We start from the raw sequence: 15,181 nt of genomic DNA on the forward strand, positions 1-15,181 counted from the left end.
CGTCGATCCCCATGGGAGGCACCCGTGCGAAGGCTCATCCCGCTCCTCCTGATCCCGTTGCTGCTCGCCCCGGCCGCACCGGCCACGGCCGCCCCGCCCGGTCCCGCCGGCCCGACCGCGACCGGCTACGGCGGGGCGGTCGCCTCCGTCGACCCGACCGCCACGGCGGCCGGCCTCGAGGTCCTGCGCCACGGCGGCAACGCCGTTGACGCCGCGCTCGCCGTGGCGGCCACCCTCGGCGTGACCGAGCCGTTCTCCTCGGGCATCGGCGGGGGTGGCTTCTTCGTGTACTACGACGCCCGCACCGGCCGCGTGCAGACCCTCGACGGCCGGGAGACCGCGCCGCGCTCGATGGGCGAGACCGCCTTCGTCAACCCGGCCACGGGTCAGCCGTACGCCTTCCAGGAGGCCCGGGTCAGCGGCCTGTCCGCGGGCGTCCCCGGCTCCCTGGCCACGTGGGACGCCGCCGCCCGCCGGTGGGGCACCCGCCCGCTGTCGGCCGCCCTGCGCCCCGCGGCCCAGGTCGCGCGCGACGGCTTCACGGTCGACGCCACGTTCAACCAGCAGGTGTCGGACAACGCGGCCGCGTTCGCCCAGTTCGAGCCGACGGCGAAGCTGTACCTGCCCGGCGGCGCCCCGCCCGCGGTCGGCACGAAGCTGCGCAACCCGGACCTGGCGGCGACCTACGACCTGATCGCCCGCCGGGGCATCGACCAGTTCTACTCCGGCGACATCGGCCGCGACATCGTCAGCACGGTGCAGCACCCGCCGCTGGCCGCGAGCCCGTCGCAGCCGTGGCAGTACCAGATCCGCCCCGGCGGCATGACGCTCGGCGACCTGCGCGCCTACGAGGTCCGCCGGCCCGACCCGACGCACGTCGGCTACCGCGGCCTGGACGTCTACGGCATGGCCACGCCGTCCTCCGGCGGCTCCACGGTCGGCGAGGCCCTGAACATCCTCGAACGCTCCGACCTGCACGGTCTGGACAAGACCCAGGCGCTGCACCGGTACCTCGAGGCCAGCGCCCTGGCCTTCGCCGACCGCAACCGCTACGTGGGCGACTACACCCCGCGCCGCACGCTCGACGCCCTGCTGACGGACGGCTTCGCCGGCGAGCGCGCCTGCCAGATCAACCCGGCGGCCGCGCTCGCCAAGCCGGTGGCCCCGGGCGTGCCGGACGGCCGCTACGACGGGCACTGCGCCGCGACGACGGGCGGCGCCGCGCCCGACCTCGGGCAGTCCACGACCAACCTGACGGTCGCCGACCGGTGGGGCAACGTCGTGGAGTACACGCTGACCATCGAGCAGATCGGCGGCAACGGCATCGTCGTGCCGGGCCGCGGCTTCCTGCTCAACAACGAGCTCACCGACTTCAACTTCACCCCGACCCAGGGCAGCGAACCCGACCCCAACCTGCCCGGCCCGGGCAAGCGGCCGCGCAGCTCGATGGCCCCGACGATCGTGCTGCAGCACGGCAAGCCGTTCCTGGCGGTCGGCTCCCCGGGCGGCTCGACGATCATCACGACCGTCCTGCAGATCCTGGTGAACCGCCTCGACCTGGGCATGACGCTGCCCGAGGCGCTGGCCGCACCGCGCGCGTCGCAGCGCAACACGGCCTCGGTCACGGCCGAGCCGGCGTTCATCTCGTCGCCGGAGGGCCAGGCCCTGGCCGGGCTGCACCACACGTTCACGCCGATGGCCGAGATCGGCGCCGCCACGGCGATCGAGTTCCTGCCGCACGGCAGGCTGCTGGCCTGCGCCGAGCCGGTCCGCCGGGGCTCCGGCTCGGCCGGCACCGTCCGCTGAGCAAGGCATCGTCCGTCAGGCAACAAGACGCCCCCGCCGGCCGGAGCCGGCGGGGGCGTCCCACCCCACAGAGAAGGTCAGGTCACCACGGCTGGGGGGCCGGGGGCACGACGACCGGCGGGCGGTCGTCGCAGGTGATCGTGTTCGGCAGCTCCCACGACGCCATCCACGGACCCGTGGTGCCGCCGCCGTCGTTGCCGCCCAGGTCGGTCAGGGAGAACTCCGAGCCGGTCGGCTTGAAGTTGAACGCGCCGCAGTTGTTCACGCCGACCGCGCCCACGTTGCGGGCGTCGACGTTCTCGAAAGTGGCGGAGCCGCCGACGCGGGCCGAGACGACCGAGGTGCCGGTGCCGTCCACCTTGATGTCCTTGAAGTGGACGTTGGTGATCGTGTACTGGTCCTTCACCGGCCAGTCGACGACCATCATGATCGCGTTGTAGGTGTTGTCGAGGAAGTTGTCGCCGACGACCTGGACGTTCGCGTCCATGTTGCGCTCGAGCGCGTACAGCCAGATCGCGCCCAGGCCGATGTTCCAGTTGAGCTCGTAGGTCCCGGCCCGGACCGTGGTGTTGTTGGTGACGTTGATGGTGCCGGCGAAGGGCTGGGCGCCGAAGCGGGTGCCCAGGTGCAGGGCGCTGCCCTCGCGGATCGGGTCGGCGACCAGGTTGCCCGAGACGGTGATGTCCTTGCCGCCGTAGATCGCGATGCCGTTGGCCAGCGTCGGGGTCTGCACGGTGTTGTGGTCGAACGTGTTGTTGGCGTCCGCGGTCGTCTCCGACCACATGGCCATCGCGTCGTCACCCGTGTTGCGGAAGAAGCTGTTCGACACGCTCGAGTTGGTCACGCCGAGGTGGAAGTTGACGCCGTCGGCGATCTGGTCGACCACCGTGGTGTTGGTGACCTTGGTGTTGTTCATCGGGCCGTCGAACCACAGGCCCACCTTCGTGTGCTGGATGTACAGCCCGTCGATGGTGGAGTCCGACATCGCCCCGCCGATGCCGTTGACCTGGTCGGTGTCGATGCGCTCACGCACGTCGCCGATGATCGAGAAGCCCGACAGGTGGACGTTCTTGCTGCCGCCGTCCTGGGAGTACTTGCCGTAGAAGCCGACCCCGGTGTGGATCGACTTGTCGGGCAGCGGCTCGCTCAGGGCGACCTCGTGGCCCTTGATGATGGTGTACCAGGAGCCGGCGCCCTCGATCGTCACGTTGTCGACGATGATGTGGCGGTTGACCTGGTACGTGCCCGGCGGGACGTACACCTTGAGGTGCGTCCACTTCGCGAACGCGATCGCCATGTCGAACGCGTCGGCCGAGTCGCGCTTGCCGGTCGGGTCGGCGCCGAAGAACAGCACGTTGGAGGCGACGATGTTGACCTTCGGCGCGTCGACGAGCTGGGAGTCCAGCAGGTCGATCGCGGTCCAGGCGGCCTTGCTGTTGGCCGGGACCTGCAGCCGGACCTTGTCGCCCGCCTTGTACGTCTTGCCGAGCAGCAGGCGCTGCTCGTCGTAGAAGTGGAACGGGCGGAACGGCTTGCTGATCTGCGGCGCCGGCGAGGTGGCGGCCGGCACGCAGCCGCACTCCGTGATCCACCAGTCGCTGTGCAGCAGGTCGGCGTTGGGGTCGTTGGAGAACGGGTACTGGTTGTACAGCCAGGAGTACTGCGAGGTCAGCGTCATCGTCTGCTTGGACTTGCCGTTGACCGTGACGTCGAGCGGCGCGGTGATGCCGCCGCCGCTGGGCGCGTCCGGAATGCTGTACCGCACGTTGATCGCGTTCGCCGAACTCGGCAACGTGAACTCGACGTACTGGCCCGGCGCGAGCTTGACCGCCGACCGGCCGGACGCCTCGGCGGGCAGGCTGTACGCCGTGCGGTCCGGTCCGATGACCACCCCGTTGGTCTGGGCGTTCTCCGCCTCCTGCTCGGAGAAGCCGACGTTGGCGCCCCGGCCCGCGACGAGCGCGGGGTTGAGGGCCGCCCGCGTGACGACCGGCCCGCCGGCGGTGGCGTACGCGGCGGTGCCACCGGCGACGACGACCCCAAGACCCACCAGGGCCGCCGTCGCCGCCGCGGACCACCGCGGTGGTGCTCCTGTGGTGTTCCGTGACATCGATTGACTCGTTTCTCTCGGTTTGGCGCACGCCGAGGACGCATCGAGGTGGGCGGACGTCGAGCGGGGCGAGTGGGGTGTTGCACCTCGGACGCTCGAGGCGGGGGCGGACGCCGTGAGTGAGGTGACAGTAGGGCCGCCGTACCCGCTTGCACAAGGTCCGGCGGGATAATTGCGTAACACTGCCGTCTTCTTGCACGGCGTGATGTCCCAAATGGACGATTCACCGGCCGGAAGCGGACGCCTTCTGCTCCAGATAGCGCTGTTCGGGCAGGCTGGTCGTGCGCTTTGCGGCCCGCGAGTACCACTCCCTGGCCTCGTCGGCGCGGCCGTCCATCTCCAGCAGGTGCGCGCGCACGGCGGCCAGCCGGTGGTGGTTGGCCATCCGGTCGTCGCCGTCGAGCGTGGCCAGCAACTGCAGGCCGGCCTGTGGGCCCTTCACCATCGCCAGCGCCACGGCGTGGTTGAGCGTCACCATCGGGTTGGGCGCCACCCGGGTCAGCAGCTGGTACAGCCCGAGGATCTGCACCCAGTCGGTCTCCTCGCTGCCGGGCGCCTCGTCGTGCACGGCGGCGATCGCGGCCTGCAGCTGGTAGGGGCCGGTCGGGCCGAGCGGCAGCGTGCGCGTGATGAGCGCGGTGCCCTCATCGATCATCGGGCGCAGCCAGAGCCCGCGGTCCTGCTCGGCGAGCGGGACGAGCGCGCCGCCGGGCCGGGTCCGGGCCGGGCGGCGGGCGTCGGTGAGCAGCATGAGCGCCAGCAGGCCGGCCACCTCGCCGTCGTCGGGAAGCAGCCGGTGTACCTCCCGGGTCAGCCGGATCGCCTCCGCGGTCAGGTCGCCGCGCTGCAGGTCCGCACCCGAGGAGGCGGTGTAGCCCTCGTTGAAGATGAGGTACAGCACCTGGAGCACGACCTCGAGGCGCTCCTGGCGCTCGTCCGGCGGGGGCGGGGCGAACCGGGCCCCGGCCGCCTTGATCTTCGCCTTGGCGCGGCTGATCCGCTGGGCCATCGTGGCCTCGGGGACCAGGAACGCGCTCGCGATCTCGGCCGTGGTCAGGCCGCCGACCGCGCGCAGGGTCAGGGCCAGCTGCGACGCCGCCGACAGGGCCGGGTGGCAGCACAGGAACAGCAGGGTCAGCGTGTCGTCCCGGTCGGGCACCTCGTCGGGCGGCTCCGGCTCGAGCGCGGCGACGGTGAGCTCGCGCCGCCGCCGGGCGTCGTCGGAGCGGAACTGGTCGGTGAGGCGCCGCACGGCGACGGTGATGAGCCAGCCGCGCGGGTTGGCCGGCACGCCGTCGGCCGGCCACTGCAGTGCCGCGGCGAGCAGCGCCTCCTGCACCGCGTCCTCGCAGGCGTCGAACTGCCCGTACCGGCGGATCAGGATGCCCAGCACCTGCGGTGCGAGCGTGCGCAGCTCCTCCTCGACTGCCATTCGAAAATCCTAGAGGTCTACACCACGACGGGGCGCGCCTTGTCGGTAGCCAGCTTCACCGCGATCAGGCCGAGCAGCGTGCCGGTCACGTACCGCTGGACCCGCAGCCACGCCGGGCGCCTGGCCAGGAAGGCCGCGATCGCGCCCGCCGCGCACACGATGCCGGCGTTGACCAGCAGGCTGACCCCGATCTGCACCCCGCCGAGCAGGAAGCCCTGCGCGACGGTCAGAGGCCCTTGACCCAGCGGCGCCACTCCGGCTGGGCGCGGTAGCCGCCGGCCGCCCACGCGCGGTGGGCCAGGGCGTTGTCGTCCAGCACCATCGCGTCGGCGCGGTGGGCCCCGAAGTCGCGGAAGCGGCTCTCCGCGGCGTCCAGGAGGGCCTTGCCGATGCCCTGCCGGCGGCGGTCCGGGCGCACCGCGAAGCGGTACAGGTGGCAGCGCCAGCCGTCGAAGCCGGCGATGAGCGAGCCGACGATCTCGTCGCCGTCGACCGCCAGCATCAGGGCCTGCGGGTCGCGGGCGATCAGGGCGGTCACCGCGGCCGCGTCGTCGCCCACGCGGTTGGTGTCCTCGGCGGCGAGCTTCCAGAACGCGAGCACGGCGGGGATGTCTTCGACGGTCGACGGGCGCAGCTGCATCCGGTCAAAGTACGACGCCGGGCGTAGACGCGTTTACGCTCCAGGGGCCACGACCACAGGCCGGAACTTTGCCAGGCTGGGGGCGTGCGATTCACTCCGAAATGGCGCAAGGCGATCCTCACGCTGCACGTGGTCACCGCCGTCGGGTGGCTCGGCACCGACCTGGTGCTGCTCACGCTCGGCATCGCCGGGCTGACCGGGGCGGCCGACCGCGCGGTGGTGTATCCGGCGCTCGCGCTCGTCGGCCGGGTGCTCTTCGTCCCGCTGTCGTTCGTGGTCTGGCTGGTCGGCGTGGTCAACGCGGTCGGCACCCCGTGGGGGCTCGTCAAGTGGTGGTGGGTGGCGACCAAGCTCGGCATCGTGACGGTAATGCTCGGGCTCGTGACGTTCGCGCTGTACCCCGCCCTGGTGACCGCCGCCGAGCAGGGCGCCGCGCTAGCCCAGCGGGACCGGGTCAACCTGGTCATCGCGCCGTCGGTCTCCAGCTCGCTGCTGCTGCTCTCGACGGTGCTGTCGACGTACAAACCCTGGGGCCGCACCCGCCGCGGCGACCAGCGTCGCGCCGCCCAGCAGGCCGATGACGGCGCCCGGGGCGAGGCCCTCCGCGAGCAGGCCGGCCAGCGCGGGCAGTAGCCCCTGCGCGGTCATCAGGCCGGTGCTCAGCAGCCCGAACGCCTGGCCCCGGCCTCGCTCCGGCAGCGCGTCGCGGAACGCCTCCTGCACGCCGAGGCCGAACGCGAACCCGGCGCCGACCACGACCAGCGCGGCGGCCAGCGCCGGCCAGGGCAGCGGGGCGGCGAAGGCCAGGCACGGCACGCCCATCAGCGCGATCAGCGCCGGGACCAGCCGCTCCCGGCGGGCCGGCCCGATCAGGCGGCCGCCCGCCTCGGCCTGGCCGTCGGCGCGGTCGGCGACCATCTCGCGGTGCTGCGCCGGGCCGGGCTGGTGCGCTCGGCGCGGGCCGGTCGCTCGGTGCTGTACCAGCGCACACCGCTCGGCGACGCGCTGGCCGCCGCGAGCGTGTGAACCGGCCACGGCGCGGTCCGCGGCGCACTAGGCTCGGCTTGTCGCGCCCGTCACACAACCAAGGGAGTTTGCTGTGACCTCGAGGCTCAACCCGTACATCAGTTTCAAGGGCAACGCCCGGCAGGCGATGGAGTTCTACCAGAACGTGTTCGGCGGCGAGCTGCGCCTGAACACGTTCGGCGAGTTCGGCTCCGATGACACGTCCATCAAGGACCAGGTCATGCACGCGCAGCTGGAAACGCCGGCCGGCTACACGATCATGGCGTCCGACACGCCGCCGAACATGGCGGTCAACCCCGGCGACAACATCACGATCAGCCTGAGCGGCGACGACGAGGGCCCGCTGCGCGGCTACTGGGACAAGCTCTCCACGACCGGCAAGGTCTCCATGCCGCTGGAGAAGCAGATGTGGGGCGACACGTTCGGCTCCTGCACCGACCAGTTCGGCATCAACTGGATGGTGAACATCACCCAGCCCCAGGGCTGACCCCGCCGCGACATATCGTCGGGCACATGGATCTCGACGATCTGGTCGCGCTCGACCGCGAGCACGTCTGGCACCCGTACGCGCCGATGCCGGCGACCCAGCGCCCGCTGGTGATCTCGTCGGCGTCGGGCGTACGGCTTCGTGTCGCCGGGGGCGACGAGCTCGTCGACGGGATGTCCTCGTGGTGGGCGGCCATCCACGGGTACGCCCACCCGGTCCTCGACGAGGCCGTGCGCGCGCAGCTGGGCCGCATGAGCCACGTCATGTTCGGCGGCCTGACCCACGAGCCGGCCGTCCGCCTGGCCCGGACCCTCGTCGACATCACGCCCGACCCGCTGCGGCACGTGTTCTTCTCCGACTCCGGTTCGGTGTCGGTCGAGGTCGCGATCAAGATGTGCCTGCAGTACCACCGCTCGCTGGGCCGCCCCGCGAAGCGCCGCATGCTGACGTGGCGCGGCGGCTACCACGGCGACACGTTCCACCCGATGTCGGTGACCGACCCCGACGGCGGGATGCACAGCCTGTGGCGCGGCGTGCTGCCCGAGCAGGTGTTCGTGCCCATGCCCCCGGTCGAGTACGACCCCGCCTACGTCGCCGAGCTGGAGGAGACGCTGCGCCGCCACCGCGACGAGATCGCCGGCATCATCGTCGAGCCGGTGGTCCAGGGCGCCGGCGGCATGCGCTTCCACAGCCCGCGCTACCTGGTCGACCTGCGCGCCCTGGCCGACGAGCACGACGTGCTGCTGGTCTTCGACGAGATCGCGACCGGCTTCGGCCGCACCGGCGCCCTGTTCGCGGCCGACCACGCGGACGTCGCCCCCGACGTGATGTGCATCGGCAAGGCGCTCACGGGCGGGTACCTCTCGATGGGCGCCACCCTGTGCGTGCCCCGCGTGGCCGAGGGCATCAGCCGCGGCGAGACACCGGTCCTGGCCCACGGCCCGACGTTCATGGGCAACCCCCTGTCGTCGGCGGTCGCCAACGCCTCGATCGAGCTCCTGCTGTCCGGCGACTGGCCCGGCACGGTGGCCGGCATCGAGGCCGCCCTGATCGACGGCCTCTCCCCCGCCCGCGGCCGCCCCGGCGTGCTGGACGTGCGCGTCCTGGGCGCGATCGGCGTCGTGCAGCTGGACCACGAGGTCGACATGGCCGCCGCGACGAAGGCCGCCATCGACCACGGCGTCTGGCTCCGGCCGTTCCGCGACCTCGTCTACACCATGCCGCCGTACGTCACCCCGGACGTGGACCTGCAGCGCATCTGCACCGCGGTCCTGGCCGCCGCCGCGGCCGCCTGACCCCCGCGCCATCGATATGTCCGCCGCTCCGCGACGGACATATCGGACTTATCATCATTTAGCGGGGCGGGACGTCAGCTCCCGGTAGGCGTCCAGGACGGCGGCGGTCCGTTCGGCCAGGTCCTGGGCCTCGTCCGGCGGCGGGGTCCGGCGGCGCAGCGTCTCGTCGGCGCGGCGTACCGCCTCATAGGCCGTGTGCAGCGCCGACTCCGTCCGCACGAAGCCGGCGCAGCGGGCCGCCAGCGTGGTGAGCGTTTCGATGCGGCGGTCGATGTCGGCGCTCACGGACCGCCTGCGGGTTTCGACGCGAAGCAGCCGGTCGTCCAGGGCCGCCCGCACCGAGGCCTCGGGCGGCAGGGCGCCGAAGCGGGCGTCGTTGAGGCCGGCGTACTGCTCGGCCAGCTCGGCGTGGTCGCGCAGCAGGCGGGACAGGGTCCACAGCGACCTGGTGACCTCGGCCCGGGGCGACGGCACCTGCACCAGCTCGGCGAGGAACGGCCAGGCGACCAGGATCGTGCGGGCGGCGTCGAAGGCGCGGCGGAAGCGGGCGACCTCGGGGCGGGTGGTCAGGAGGCGGTGGTCGTCGGTCCAGCGCTGCTCGAGCCCGGCCCGGGCGAGGTTGTGGCGGCGGGCGACGTACACGGCCGCGACGACACCGGCCGGCACGGCCAGCAGCGGGCTGACGAGCGCGGAGCCGGCGAGCGTGGCGCCCGCGACAATGGCCAGCTGGGCGCCCGCGAGCAGGCCGGCGCCGGTCGTGTCGGGGGCGCCGCCGGCCAGGTCGTGCTGGGCGGGGGCGAACCGGATCGCGACCACGCCGCCGTAGTCGGCCCGCTCGGCCCGGCGGGCGGGGTCTGGGTCCTCGCGGGCGACGAGACAGCGGCCGATGTCGTCGAACGCGACGTACAGCACGGCGTCGATACTAAGTGCTGCGCGTGATCACTCGGGGCCGTGGCGTGCTGCGCCCCGGCCCCGAGCGGCTCACCGGCTGCCCCTGCTGAAGGCGACAGGGGTCCCCGCCTCCTCTCCTCGGCCGCGCCACCGGCGGGCGCTGAAGGACGGGTGATCCACGCGGTGCCGGCCCCTTCCTCGACCGGCACCGCGAGTTGGGCTCGGCGCCGCCGAGGTCGAGTCGCGCTGGGCGGCGCCGAGGTTCAGAAGCGGCCGGCTCAGTAGGCCGGACTGCGCCGGCTGCCGCGCGGGCCGCGGTAGATGCGGAAGGCGGCGACGGCCCCGACGACCAGGGCGAGGCCGGCGACGGCCCAGACGGCGTCCGGGCGCCAGGCCCCGGCCGGGTTGGCCTGGGTGGGGGCGGCGGCCGGCAGGCCCGGCGTCGGCAGCGCGCCGAAGTCGACGTTGCCGATGCTCTCCAACAGGGTCATGTGCTTCATCACGACGTTGACCGCGGTCTGCGCGAAGGTGCGGACGACGTCGTTGCGGGTGCCCGAGCGGATCGAGGACACCAGGGCGAAGACCTTGCCGTGCGCGGCGCGCAGCCGGTTGGCGAACGCCAGGTCGAAGTCCGCCCCGGTCTTGCTGGTGAGCTCGTCGAGCCAGCCCTGCTGCTCGTCGCTGGGTTTGTCCGGCAGCGGTACGCCGAGTTGCGCCGAAACCTGCCGTACCTGCTGGTCGAGCCCGATGTGGTCGGCGGCGAGCTGCTTGCCGACCTCCTTGACGCGCTCGTCGGCGGCCCGGCCCTGGGCCATCTGACCGGCCGGGCCCTCCCACAGGCCGGCCTGGCGGACCTTCGTCAGGAACTCGCGGTCGGCCGGGCCGAGCGGGCCGCTGGCCGTCATCGTCCAGCCGGCCGGCAGGTCGGTGCCCGTCGGCGCGGCCGCGGTCGCGGCCACCTGCACGGGGTCGTGCTGCTGGTGGGTGCCGGCCCCGGCGGCGGGCGTCGCATAGCCCGTCGCCGGCATGGTCGCGGCGCTGCCGGAGCCCGCCGAGCCGTCCGGCAGGCCGGCCGCCCTCGTCAGCGCCGTGCGCAGGGTCGGCACGGCCAGGATCACACCGAGGGCGGCCACGGCGAGCAGCGCCCAGGGCAACCGGCGCCGGCGCGGCCACTGGCGAGGGCCGGCGCCATCGGGCTCGACGGGGTACATCAGTAGCCGCCGGTTCCGCCGTCGCCGTTCGTCGTCGCGTTGGGATCAGCGGCGGGAGCGGAGGCGGCCGGGGGCTGCACGGCCGTGGGTGCGGGAGTGGGCAGGCAGGTCAGGTTCTTCTTGCCGTCGGGCGCCACGACGAACCAGGTGCCGCCGACGTTCTGACCCTTCCAGGCGCCCGGCTTCGGGTCGCCGATGTAGCGGTACACCGGCCAGCCGGCCAGCGTGATCTGGCGCGTGCCGTCGGGGCGCAGGACGGCACCGACGACGGCCGGGTCCACGCCGCTGAGGGAGGGGTTGCCGTCGGTCAGCGCCGGCGGCCAGACCTGGGCGCACTTGTCGACGCAGTTGGACGTCGGCGGCTTGGCGGAGTCCTTGTCGAACCGGTAGAGCACGAAGCCCTCCTGGTCCGTGACGACCTTGCCCATCTTCGGGATCGTCTGTCCCTTGAGCGCGGTGGTGAGCTTCGCCGGCGCGGCGCTGCTCACGGGGGCGGCGCTCTCGCCGAGAATGTCGGAGAGCGCCTGCGGCGGCGCCTGCTGTTGCTGGGCCGCCGCGTCGTAGCCGGCCGCGGCATCGGCGCCACCCTGCGGCGCGCACGCGGTCAGGCCGGCCAGAGCGGCGGCCGCCGCCGCGCAGCCCGCCAGGGTGGCGGTGAGCCTCGATGCTGCCACGTCGTCCTCCTCGGTCCGTTCGCTTCGTTCCTCGCGTTCCGTCATGTGGTACGGGCGCGGGCCGGGTGCGGGGCTGAAGGGATCCACAGTGGACAAATTCACAAAGATAATTGGGAAAAGCCTCGAACTATTCGGCGGCCGGCTCCGTATTAGCCTGCGCATCCAACGCGGCACGCAGGGCTCGCAGGGCGTAGTACACCCGTGACTTGGCGGTGCCGAGCGGCAGGCCGAGCAGCTCGGCCACCTCGTTGACCGTGCGGTCGCGCAGGTACGTCTCGACGATGATCTCCCGGTGCGCGCGGCTGAGGCTGCGCAGCGCGTCCATCACCACGAGGCTGGACAGCACCCGCTCGGTCTCGTCGCTCTGGGAAAGCTCGGCCAGCCACACCTCGTCGAGGTCCTGGCCGTAGGTCTCGCCGGCCCGGGCGCTCGCGCTGCGGTACTCGTCGATCGCGATCCGCCGGGCCACCGTGAACAACCACGGCCGCAGCGAGCCGACCGCGTTGTGGTCGAAGCGGTCCGCGTTGCGCCAGGCGCGCAGCAGGGTCTCCTGCACGATGTCCTCGGCGCGCTGCCGGTCGCCCCCGACGAGCCGGGCGACGAAGCGCAGCAGCGCGTCGGCGTGCTCGCGGTAGAGGGCGCAGAGGAGTTCGTCGTCCGGGTCCCGGGCCCCGGCGATGTGGCGTCCGGCCCGGCGGCCGGTCGTCTCGATCATCGCGATCACCGTTTCGGAGCGGCCATGCGCAGGGCGAGGGCCGGGCACATCGCCACGGCCTGGGCCGCGACGGGTTCCAGCCGCACGGGCACCGGCGCATCGAGGAAGGCCGGATAGCCGTTGCCGTCCAGCCGGATGAGGTCGGGGGCGACATCGGCGCAAAGGCCGTGCCCGTCGCAGCGTGACCAGTCCACGTGCAGCCGGCGCGAGCCGCCCTCGTCGCGGGCGGCGGGCACCGGCAGCACGCCGGCGGTCGGGCGCCCGCAGTCGCCCGAGCGGGCGTGACGGGCCAGGTCGTCGGCGAAGACCTCCAGCGCAGAGGTGGCGAATCCCGCCGTACCGTCGGGATGGGAGCAGGCACCGCGGCCCTTGACGGCGGCCGCGGCCGCGCGCACGACGGCCGGGTCGCCGGCCCCGGAGGCCAGGCCGTCCACGGCCCGGGCGAGGTCCGGCAGGCCGAGCCGGCACGGCCCGCACTGCCCGGCCGACTCGGCCGCGAGGTAGCGCACCACGCGGGCGACCTCGCCGACGGGGCAGGTGTCCGGGCCGAGCGGCAGGACGATGCCGGCGCCGAGCGAGCCGCCGGCCGCGGCCATCCCGCGCCGCGAGACCTGGGCCCGCGAGGCGACGGACATGTCCAGCCAGCGGCCGTGGAAGCCGCCGGAGAGCACGGCCGGCCCGGCCGGCACCGCGCACAGGTCGAGCACCTCGGCGAGCGGGGTGCCGGTCGGGCACTCGACCACGGCCGGGTGCCGGGCGCTGCCGGTGACGCTGAGCAGTACCGTGCCGGGCTCGTCGCCCTCGGGGTCGCCGACCTCGCGGTAGCGGCGCGGCCCGACCCGGGCAGCGATCGCCAGCTGCGCGAACGTCTCGGCGTTGGACAGCAGGGTCGGCTGCCCGGCCACGCCGCCGTCGCTCGCGCGCCGCTTGATGCCGGGCGGGATGTGCGGGAAGCCGTTGATGCCCTGCACCAGCGCGCCGCCCTCGCCGGAGATGAACCGGTGCGGCACGCGGACGACCCGGGCCGGCACCGGCAGGTCGCGCTCGGCGACGGCGGCCAGCAGCGACCGCTCGCCGATGCCGTCGTCGGCGACGCACAGCACGATCTCCACCGCCCGCAGCGCCCACGCGACGAGCGCGGCGCCGTCGAGGATCAGGTGCGGCGCCCGGGTCAGCAGGACCTTGTCCTTCCAGGCGGCCGGCTCGCCCTCGGTCGCGTTCACCACCACGAACGGCGCGAGCATGCGCCGCTCGACGGCGTCGGCGACGGCCTTCACCTTCCTGGCGAACGGGAAGCCGGCGCCGCCGCGGCCGGTCAGCTTGATGTCGTCGGCCAGCTCCATGAGCGAGCGCTTGGACAGCGGGCCGATCGGGCCGTGCACCTGCTGATGGGCCCGCAGGTCGAGCCGCTCCGCGCGGTCGAGGCCGGCGGTCAGCCGGGCCGGGCCGATCGCCAGCACGGTCGGCACCCTGGTCGCGCCGGCCTCGATGCCGCCGCGGGTGCGGGGGCTCATCGCGCCTCGCCGCGCAGGCGGGCCCAGTACTCGGCGTCGTCCACGTCGTCGGCGCGGCGCCGGCGGCCGGCGGACTCGGCCCGGCGGGCCCGGCGCTCCTCGCGCAGCTCGCGGCGGGTGTCGAGGTTGACCAGCGTGGGAGTGTCGTCGTCGGCGTAGCGGTCGGCCTCGGCGACCTCGGCGGCGGCCGCTCGGCGGGCGGCGAAGCGGTCGCGCAGGGTCAGCCCGGAGGCCTCGTCGCGGTACTCGGACACCGGCTCGCTCTCGGCGTATGCGGGCTCCGGGTACGTGGCGTACGGGTCGTAGTCGTCGTAGACCGGGGCCGCGACGCCGCGGAAGGTCGGCGCGGGCTCCGGGTCCGGCTCGTAGTACTCGGCGACGTAGGGGTCGGGGTCGTACGAGTGCCGGGCCGCCGGGGCCTCGTACGGCTCGGGGTCGGGGTAGACGACCGAGGTCACGGGGATCGCCGTGATCGGGGCGGCCTCGACGACGGGCTCGCGGCGGTAGTCGGCGCGCCGGTCGGCCGGGCCCTCGTCGTCGTCCCACAGCTCCTCGGCCGCCGGCGCGTCCCAGCGGAACCGGCTCGCCGAGCGGGACTCGCGCATCGTGCGCCGCTCGTACCCGGCCGGCGCGGGGCGGCCGATCGGGGCGATCTCGGTGGTGGTGCGGTCGGCGGTGAGCTGCTGGTGGCGGCGGTTGCGCTCGGCGGAGAGCCGCAGGCCGAGTGCGACGGTGGTCAGGAACGCCAGCACCAGGTAGCTCGCGGTCACCCACACGGCCGGCGGGCGCCCGGCGTTGAGGCCGTGCCAGAGCGCGACGGGCCAGGAGAGGTACGCCACGGCGTGCAGCGGCCGCCACAGCCAGGGCCGCCCGTTCTGGGCGAAGCGGGAGCGCACGATGCCGGTCCACATGACGAGCACCATGAGGTACGCCGCCACGCTCCCGGCCCCGATCGTGAACGGCGCCGTGGTGAAGGGCAACAGGGCACCGAAGATGCCGACGCGCCCGGCGACGAGCTCGGTGCCGATGTGCAGGCCGAGGCAGGAGATCGCGACGATGCCGAGCGTGCGGTGCACGGACTGCACCCACACCCGGTGCCGGGCGACGAGGATGATGCGGTCGGTGGCGACCAGCCCGGCGATCACGGTCAGGGTCAGCGACACCAGCGTGAACACGCCGCAGTAGAAGACCAGGAAGCCGAAGACCTGGGTGAGCGTCTCGCGCCCGCCGCCGGTGGCCACGCCGAGCAGGAGCAGCCCGGCAAGGGCGACGAGCCCGACGTTGATCGCGGACGGCGGCCCGCTCCGAGTGGATCGACCGCGGGGTGAGGGAGCCCCGCCGGAACCCGACGGGTGCGGCTGAACCATTGCAGTTCCTCTA

Annotated in this window: 14 protein-coding genes and 1 pseudogene; 4 read left to right on the plus strand and 11 right to left on the minus strand. The window is 73.5% G+C overall.

All coding sequences use genetic code 11. From position 1 onward, the window contains the following. Positions 1 to 24: 24 nt before the first annotated feature. Positions 25 to 1,806, plus strand: a complete 1,782-nt coding sequence (gene ggt / locus ACQEVU_RS49105) for a gamma-glutamyltransferase (RefSeq protein WP_433337083.1) — start codon at positions 25 to 27, stop codon at positions 1,804 to 1,806. A gap of 82 nt (positions 1,807 to 1,888) precedes the next feature. Here ggt and ACQEVU_RS49110 read toward each other — a convergent pair whose 3' ends face one another. The 5 genes from ACQEVU_RS49110 to ACQEVU_RS49130 all read right to left on the minus strand — a co-directional run bounded on the left by ACQEVU_RS49110 (position 1,889) and on the right by ACQEVU_RS49130 (position 6,906). Then, positions 1,889 to 3,916 (minus strand): glycosyl hydrolase family 28-related protein, encoded by a 2,028-nt coding sequence (locus tag ACQEVU_RS49110; RefSeq protein WP_433337085.1) that lies wholly within the window; start codon positions 3,914 to 3,916, stop codon positions 1,889 to 1,891. A gap of 223 nt (positions 3,917 to 4,139) precedes the next feature. Beyond that, positions 4,140 to 5,348 carry an RNA polymerase sigma factor gene (locus tag ACQEVU_RS49115; RefSeq protein WP_433337087.1) on the minus strand — a complete coding sequence of 403 codons (1,209 nt, stop codon included), beginning with the start codon at positions 5,346 to 5,348 and terminating at the stop codon, positions 4,140 to 4,142. Positions 5,349 to 5,365: 17 nt separating this feature from the next. Next, positions 5,366 to 5,602: a hypothetical protein gene (locus ACQEVU_RS49120; RefSeq protein ID WP_433337089.1), complete on the minus strand. Its 237-nt coding sequence runs from the start codon at positions 5,600 to 5,602 to the stop codon at positions 5,366 to 5,368. Beyond that, the gene (locus ACQEVU_RS49125; protein WP_433337091.1) at positions 5,575 to 5,988 is read right to left on the minus strand and encodes a GNAT family N-acetyltransferase; all 414 of its coding nucleotides are present in this window, start codon (positions 5,986 to 5,988) and stop codon (positions 5,575 to 5,577) included. The genes ACQEVU_RS49120 and ACQEVU_RS49125 overlap by 28 nt, the downstream gene beginning before the upstream one ends. A 435-nt stretch (positions 5,989 to 6,423) precedes the next feature. After that, positions 6,424 to 6,906 (minus strand): MFS transporter, encoded by a 483-nt coding sequence (locus ACQEVU_RS49130; protein WP_433339710.1) that lies wholly within the window; start codon positions 6,904 to 6,906, stop codon positions 6,424 to 6,426. Here ACQEVU_RS49130 and ACQEVU_RS49135 point away from each other — a divergent pair. The 3 genes and pseudogenes from ACQEVU_RS49135 to ACQEVU_RS49145 form a co-directional block, all read left to right on the plus strand. Further along, a pseudogene (locus tag ACQEVU_RS49135) lies at positions 6,859 to 7,014 on the plus strand (helix-turn-helix domain-containing protein); the annotation flags it as partial. The gene ACQEVU_RS49130 and the pseudogene ACQEVU_RS49135 overlap by 48 nt on opposite strands. Before the next feature lie 73 nt (positions 7,015 to 7,087). Then, a complete protein-coding gene (locus ACQEVU_RS49140; protein WP_433337093.1) occupies positions 7,088 to 7,501 on the plus strand; it encodes a VOC family protein in 414 nt (137 codons plus the stop codon). Positions 7,502 to 7,527: 26 nt separating this feature from the next. Continuing rightward, positions 7,528 to 8,796, plus strand: a complete 1,269-nt coding sequence (locus ACQEVU_RS49145) for an adenosylmethionine--8-amino-7-oxononanoate transaminase (RefSeq protein ID WP_433337095.1) — start codon at positions 7,528 to 7,530, stop codon at positions 8,794 to 8,796. Between the two features lie 54 nt (positions 8,797 to 8,850). Here the strand turns inward: ACQEVU_RS49145 and ACQEVU_RS49150 are convergent, their stop codons facing one another. From ACQEVU_RS49150 to ACQEVU_RS49175, 6 genes are all read right to left on the minus strand, one after another. Next, positions 8,851 to 9,708 carry a hypothetical protein gene (locus ACQEVU_RS49150; protein ID WP_433337097.1) on the minus strand — a complete coding sequence of 286 codons (858 nt, stop codon included), beginning with the start codon at positions 9,706 to 9,708 and terminating at the stop codon, positions 8,851 to 8,853. A gap of 257 nt (positions 9,709 to 9,965) precedes the next feature. Beyond that, on the minus strand, positions 9,966 to 10,898 hold the full coding sequence (locus ACQEVU_RS49155; RefSeq protein WP_433337099.1) for a DUF4142 domain-containing protein: 933 nt from the start codon (positions 10,896 to 10,898) through the stop codon (positions 9,966 to 9,968). Next, entirely contained in the window at positions 10,898 to 11,572 is a 675-nt protein-coding gene (locus tag ACQEVU_RS49160; protein ID WP_433337101.1) for a hypothetical protein, read from the minus strand. The genes ACQEVU_RS49155 and ACQEVU_RS49160 overlap by 1 nt, the downstream gene beginning before the upstream one ends. 127 nt (positions 11,573 to 11,699) lie before the next feature. Beyond that, complete coding sequence (locus ACQEVU_RS49165; RefSeq protein ID WP_433337103.1) at positions 11,700 to 12,287, minus strand: sigma-70 family RNA polymerase sigma factor; 588 nt, start codon at positions 12,285 to 12,287, stop codon at positions 11,700 to 11,702. Positions 12,288 to 12,292: 5 nt separating this feature from the next. Then, the gene (locus ACQEVU_RS49170; protein WP_433337105.1) at positions 12,293 to 13,801 is read right to left on the minus strand and encodes a ferredoxin; all 1,509 of its coding nucleotides are present in this window, start codon (positions 13,799 to 13,801) and stop codon (positions 12,293 to 12,295) included. Further along, positions 13,798 to 15,168: a hypothetical protein gene (locus tag ACQEVU_RS49175; protein WP_433337113.1), complete on the minus strand. Its 1,371-nt coding sequence runs from the start codon at positions 15,166 to 15,168 to the stop codon at positions 13,798 to 13,800. The genes ACQEVU_RS49170 and ACQEVU_RS49175 overlap by 4 nt, the downstream gene beginning before the upstream one ends. Between the last annotated feature and the right edge of the window lie 13 nt (positions 15,169 to 15,181).

It is taken from the genome of Dactylosporangium sp. CA-139066 (genome assembly GCF_050936175.1).
Taxonomy (GTDB): Bacteria; Actinomycetota; Actinomycetes; order Mycobacteriales; family Micromonosporaceae; genus Dactylosporangium.

Bases quoted from the DNA above. Each gene is read 5' to 3' on its own strand.
- ACQEVU_RS49145 (WP_433337095.1), top strand. From the start codon at position 7,528: ATGGATCTCGACGATCTGGTCGCGCTCGACCGCGAGCACGTCTGGCAC.
- ACQEVU_RS49125 (WP_433337091.1), bottom strand. From the start codon at position 5,988: ATGCAGCTGCGCCCGTCGACCGTCGAAGACATCCCCGCCGTGCTCGCG.
- ACQEVU_RS49130 (WP_433339710.1), bottom strand. From the start codon at position 6,906: ATGGTCGCCGACCGCGCCGACGGCCAGGCCGAGGCGGGCGGCCGCCTG.
- ACQEVU_RS49165 (WP_433337103.1), bottom strand. From the start codon at position 12,287: ATGATCGAGACGACCGGCCGCCGGGCCGGACGCCACATCGCCGGGGCC.
- ACQEVU_RS49110 (WP_433337085.1), bottom strand. From the start codon at position 3,916: ATGTCACGGAACACCACAGGAGCACCACCGCGGTGGTCCGCGGCGGCG.
- ACQEVU_RS49170 (WP_433337105.1), bottom strand. From the start codon at position 13,801: ATGAGCCCCCGCACCCGCGGCGGCATCGAGGCCGGCGCGACCAGGGTG.
- ACQEVU_RS49115 (WP_433337087.1), bottom strand. From the start codon at position 5,348: ATGGCAGTCGAGGAGGAGCTGCGCACGCTCGCACCGCAGGTGCTGGGC.
- ACQEVU_RS49175 (WP_433337113.1), bottom strand. From the start codon at position 15,168: ATGGTTCAGCCGCACCCGTCGGGTTCCGGCGGGGCTCCCTCACCCCGC.
- ACQEVU_RS49155 (WP_433337099.1), bottom strand. From the start codon at position 10,898: ATGTACCCCGTCGAGCCCGATGGCGCCGGCCCTCGCCAGTGGCCGCGC.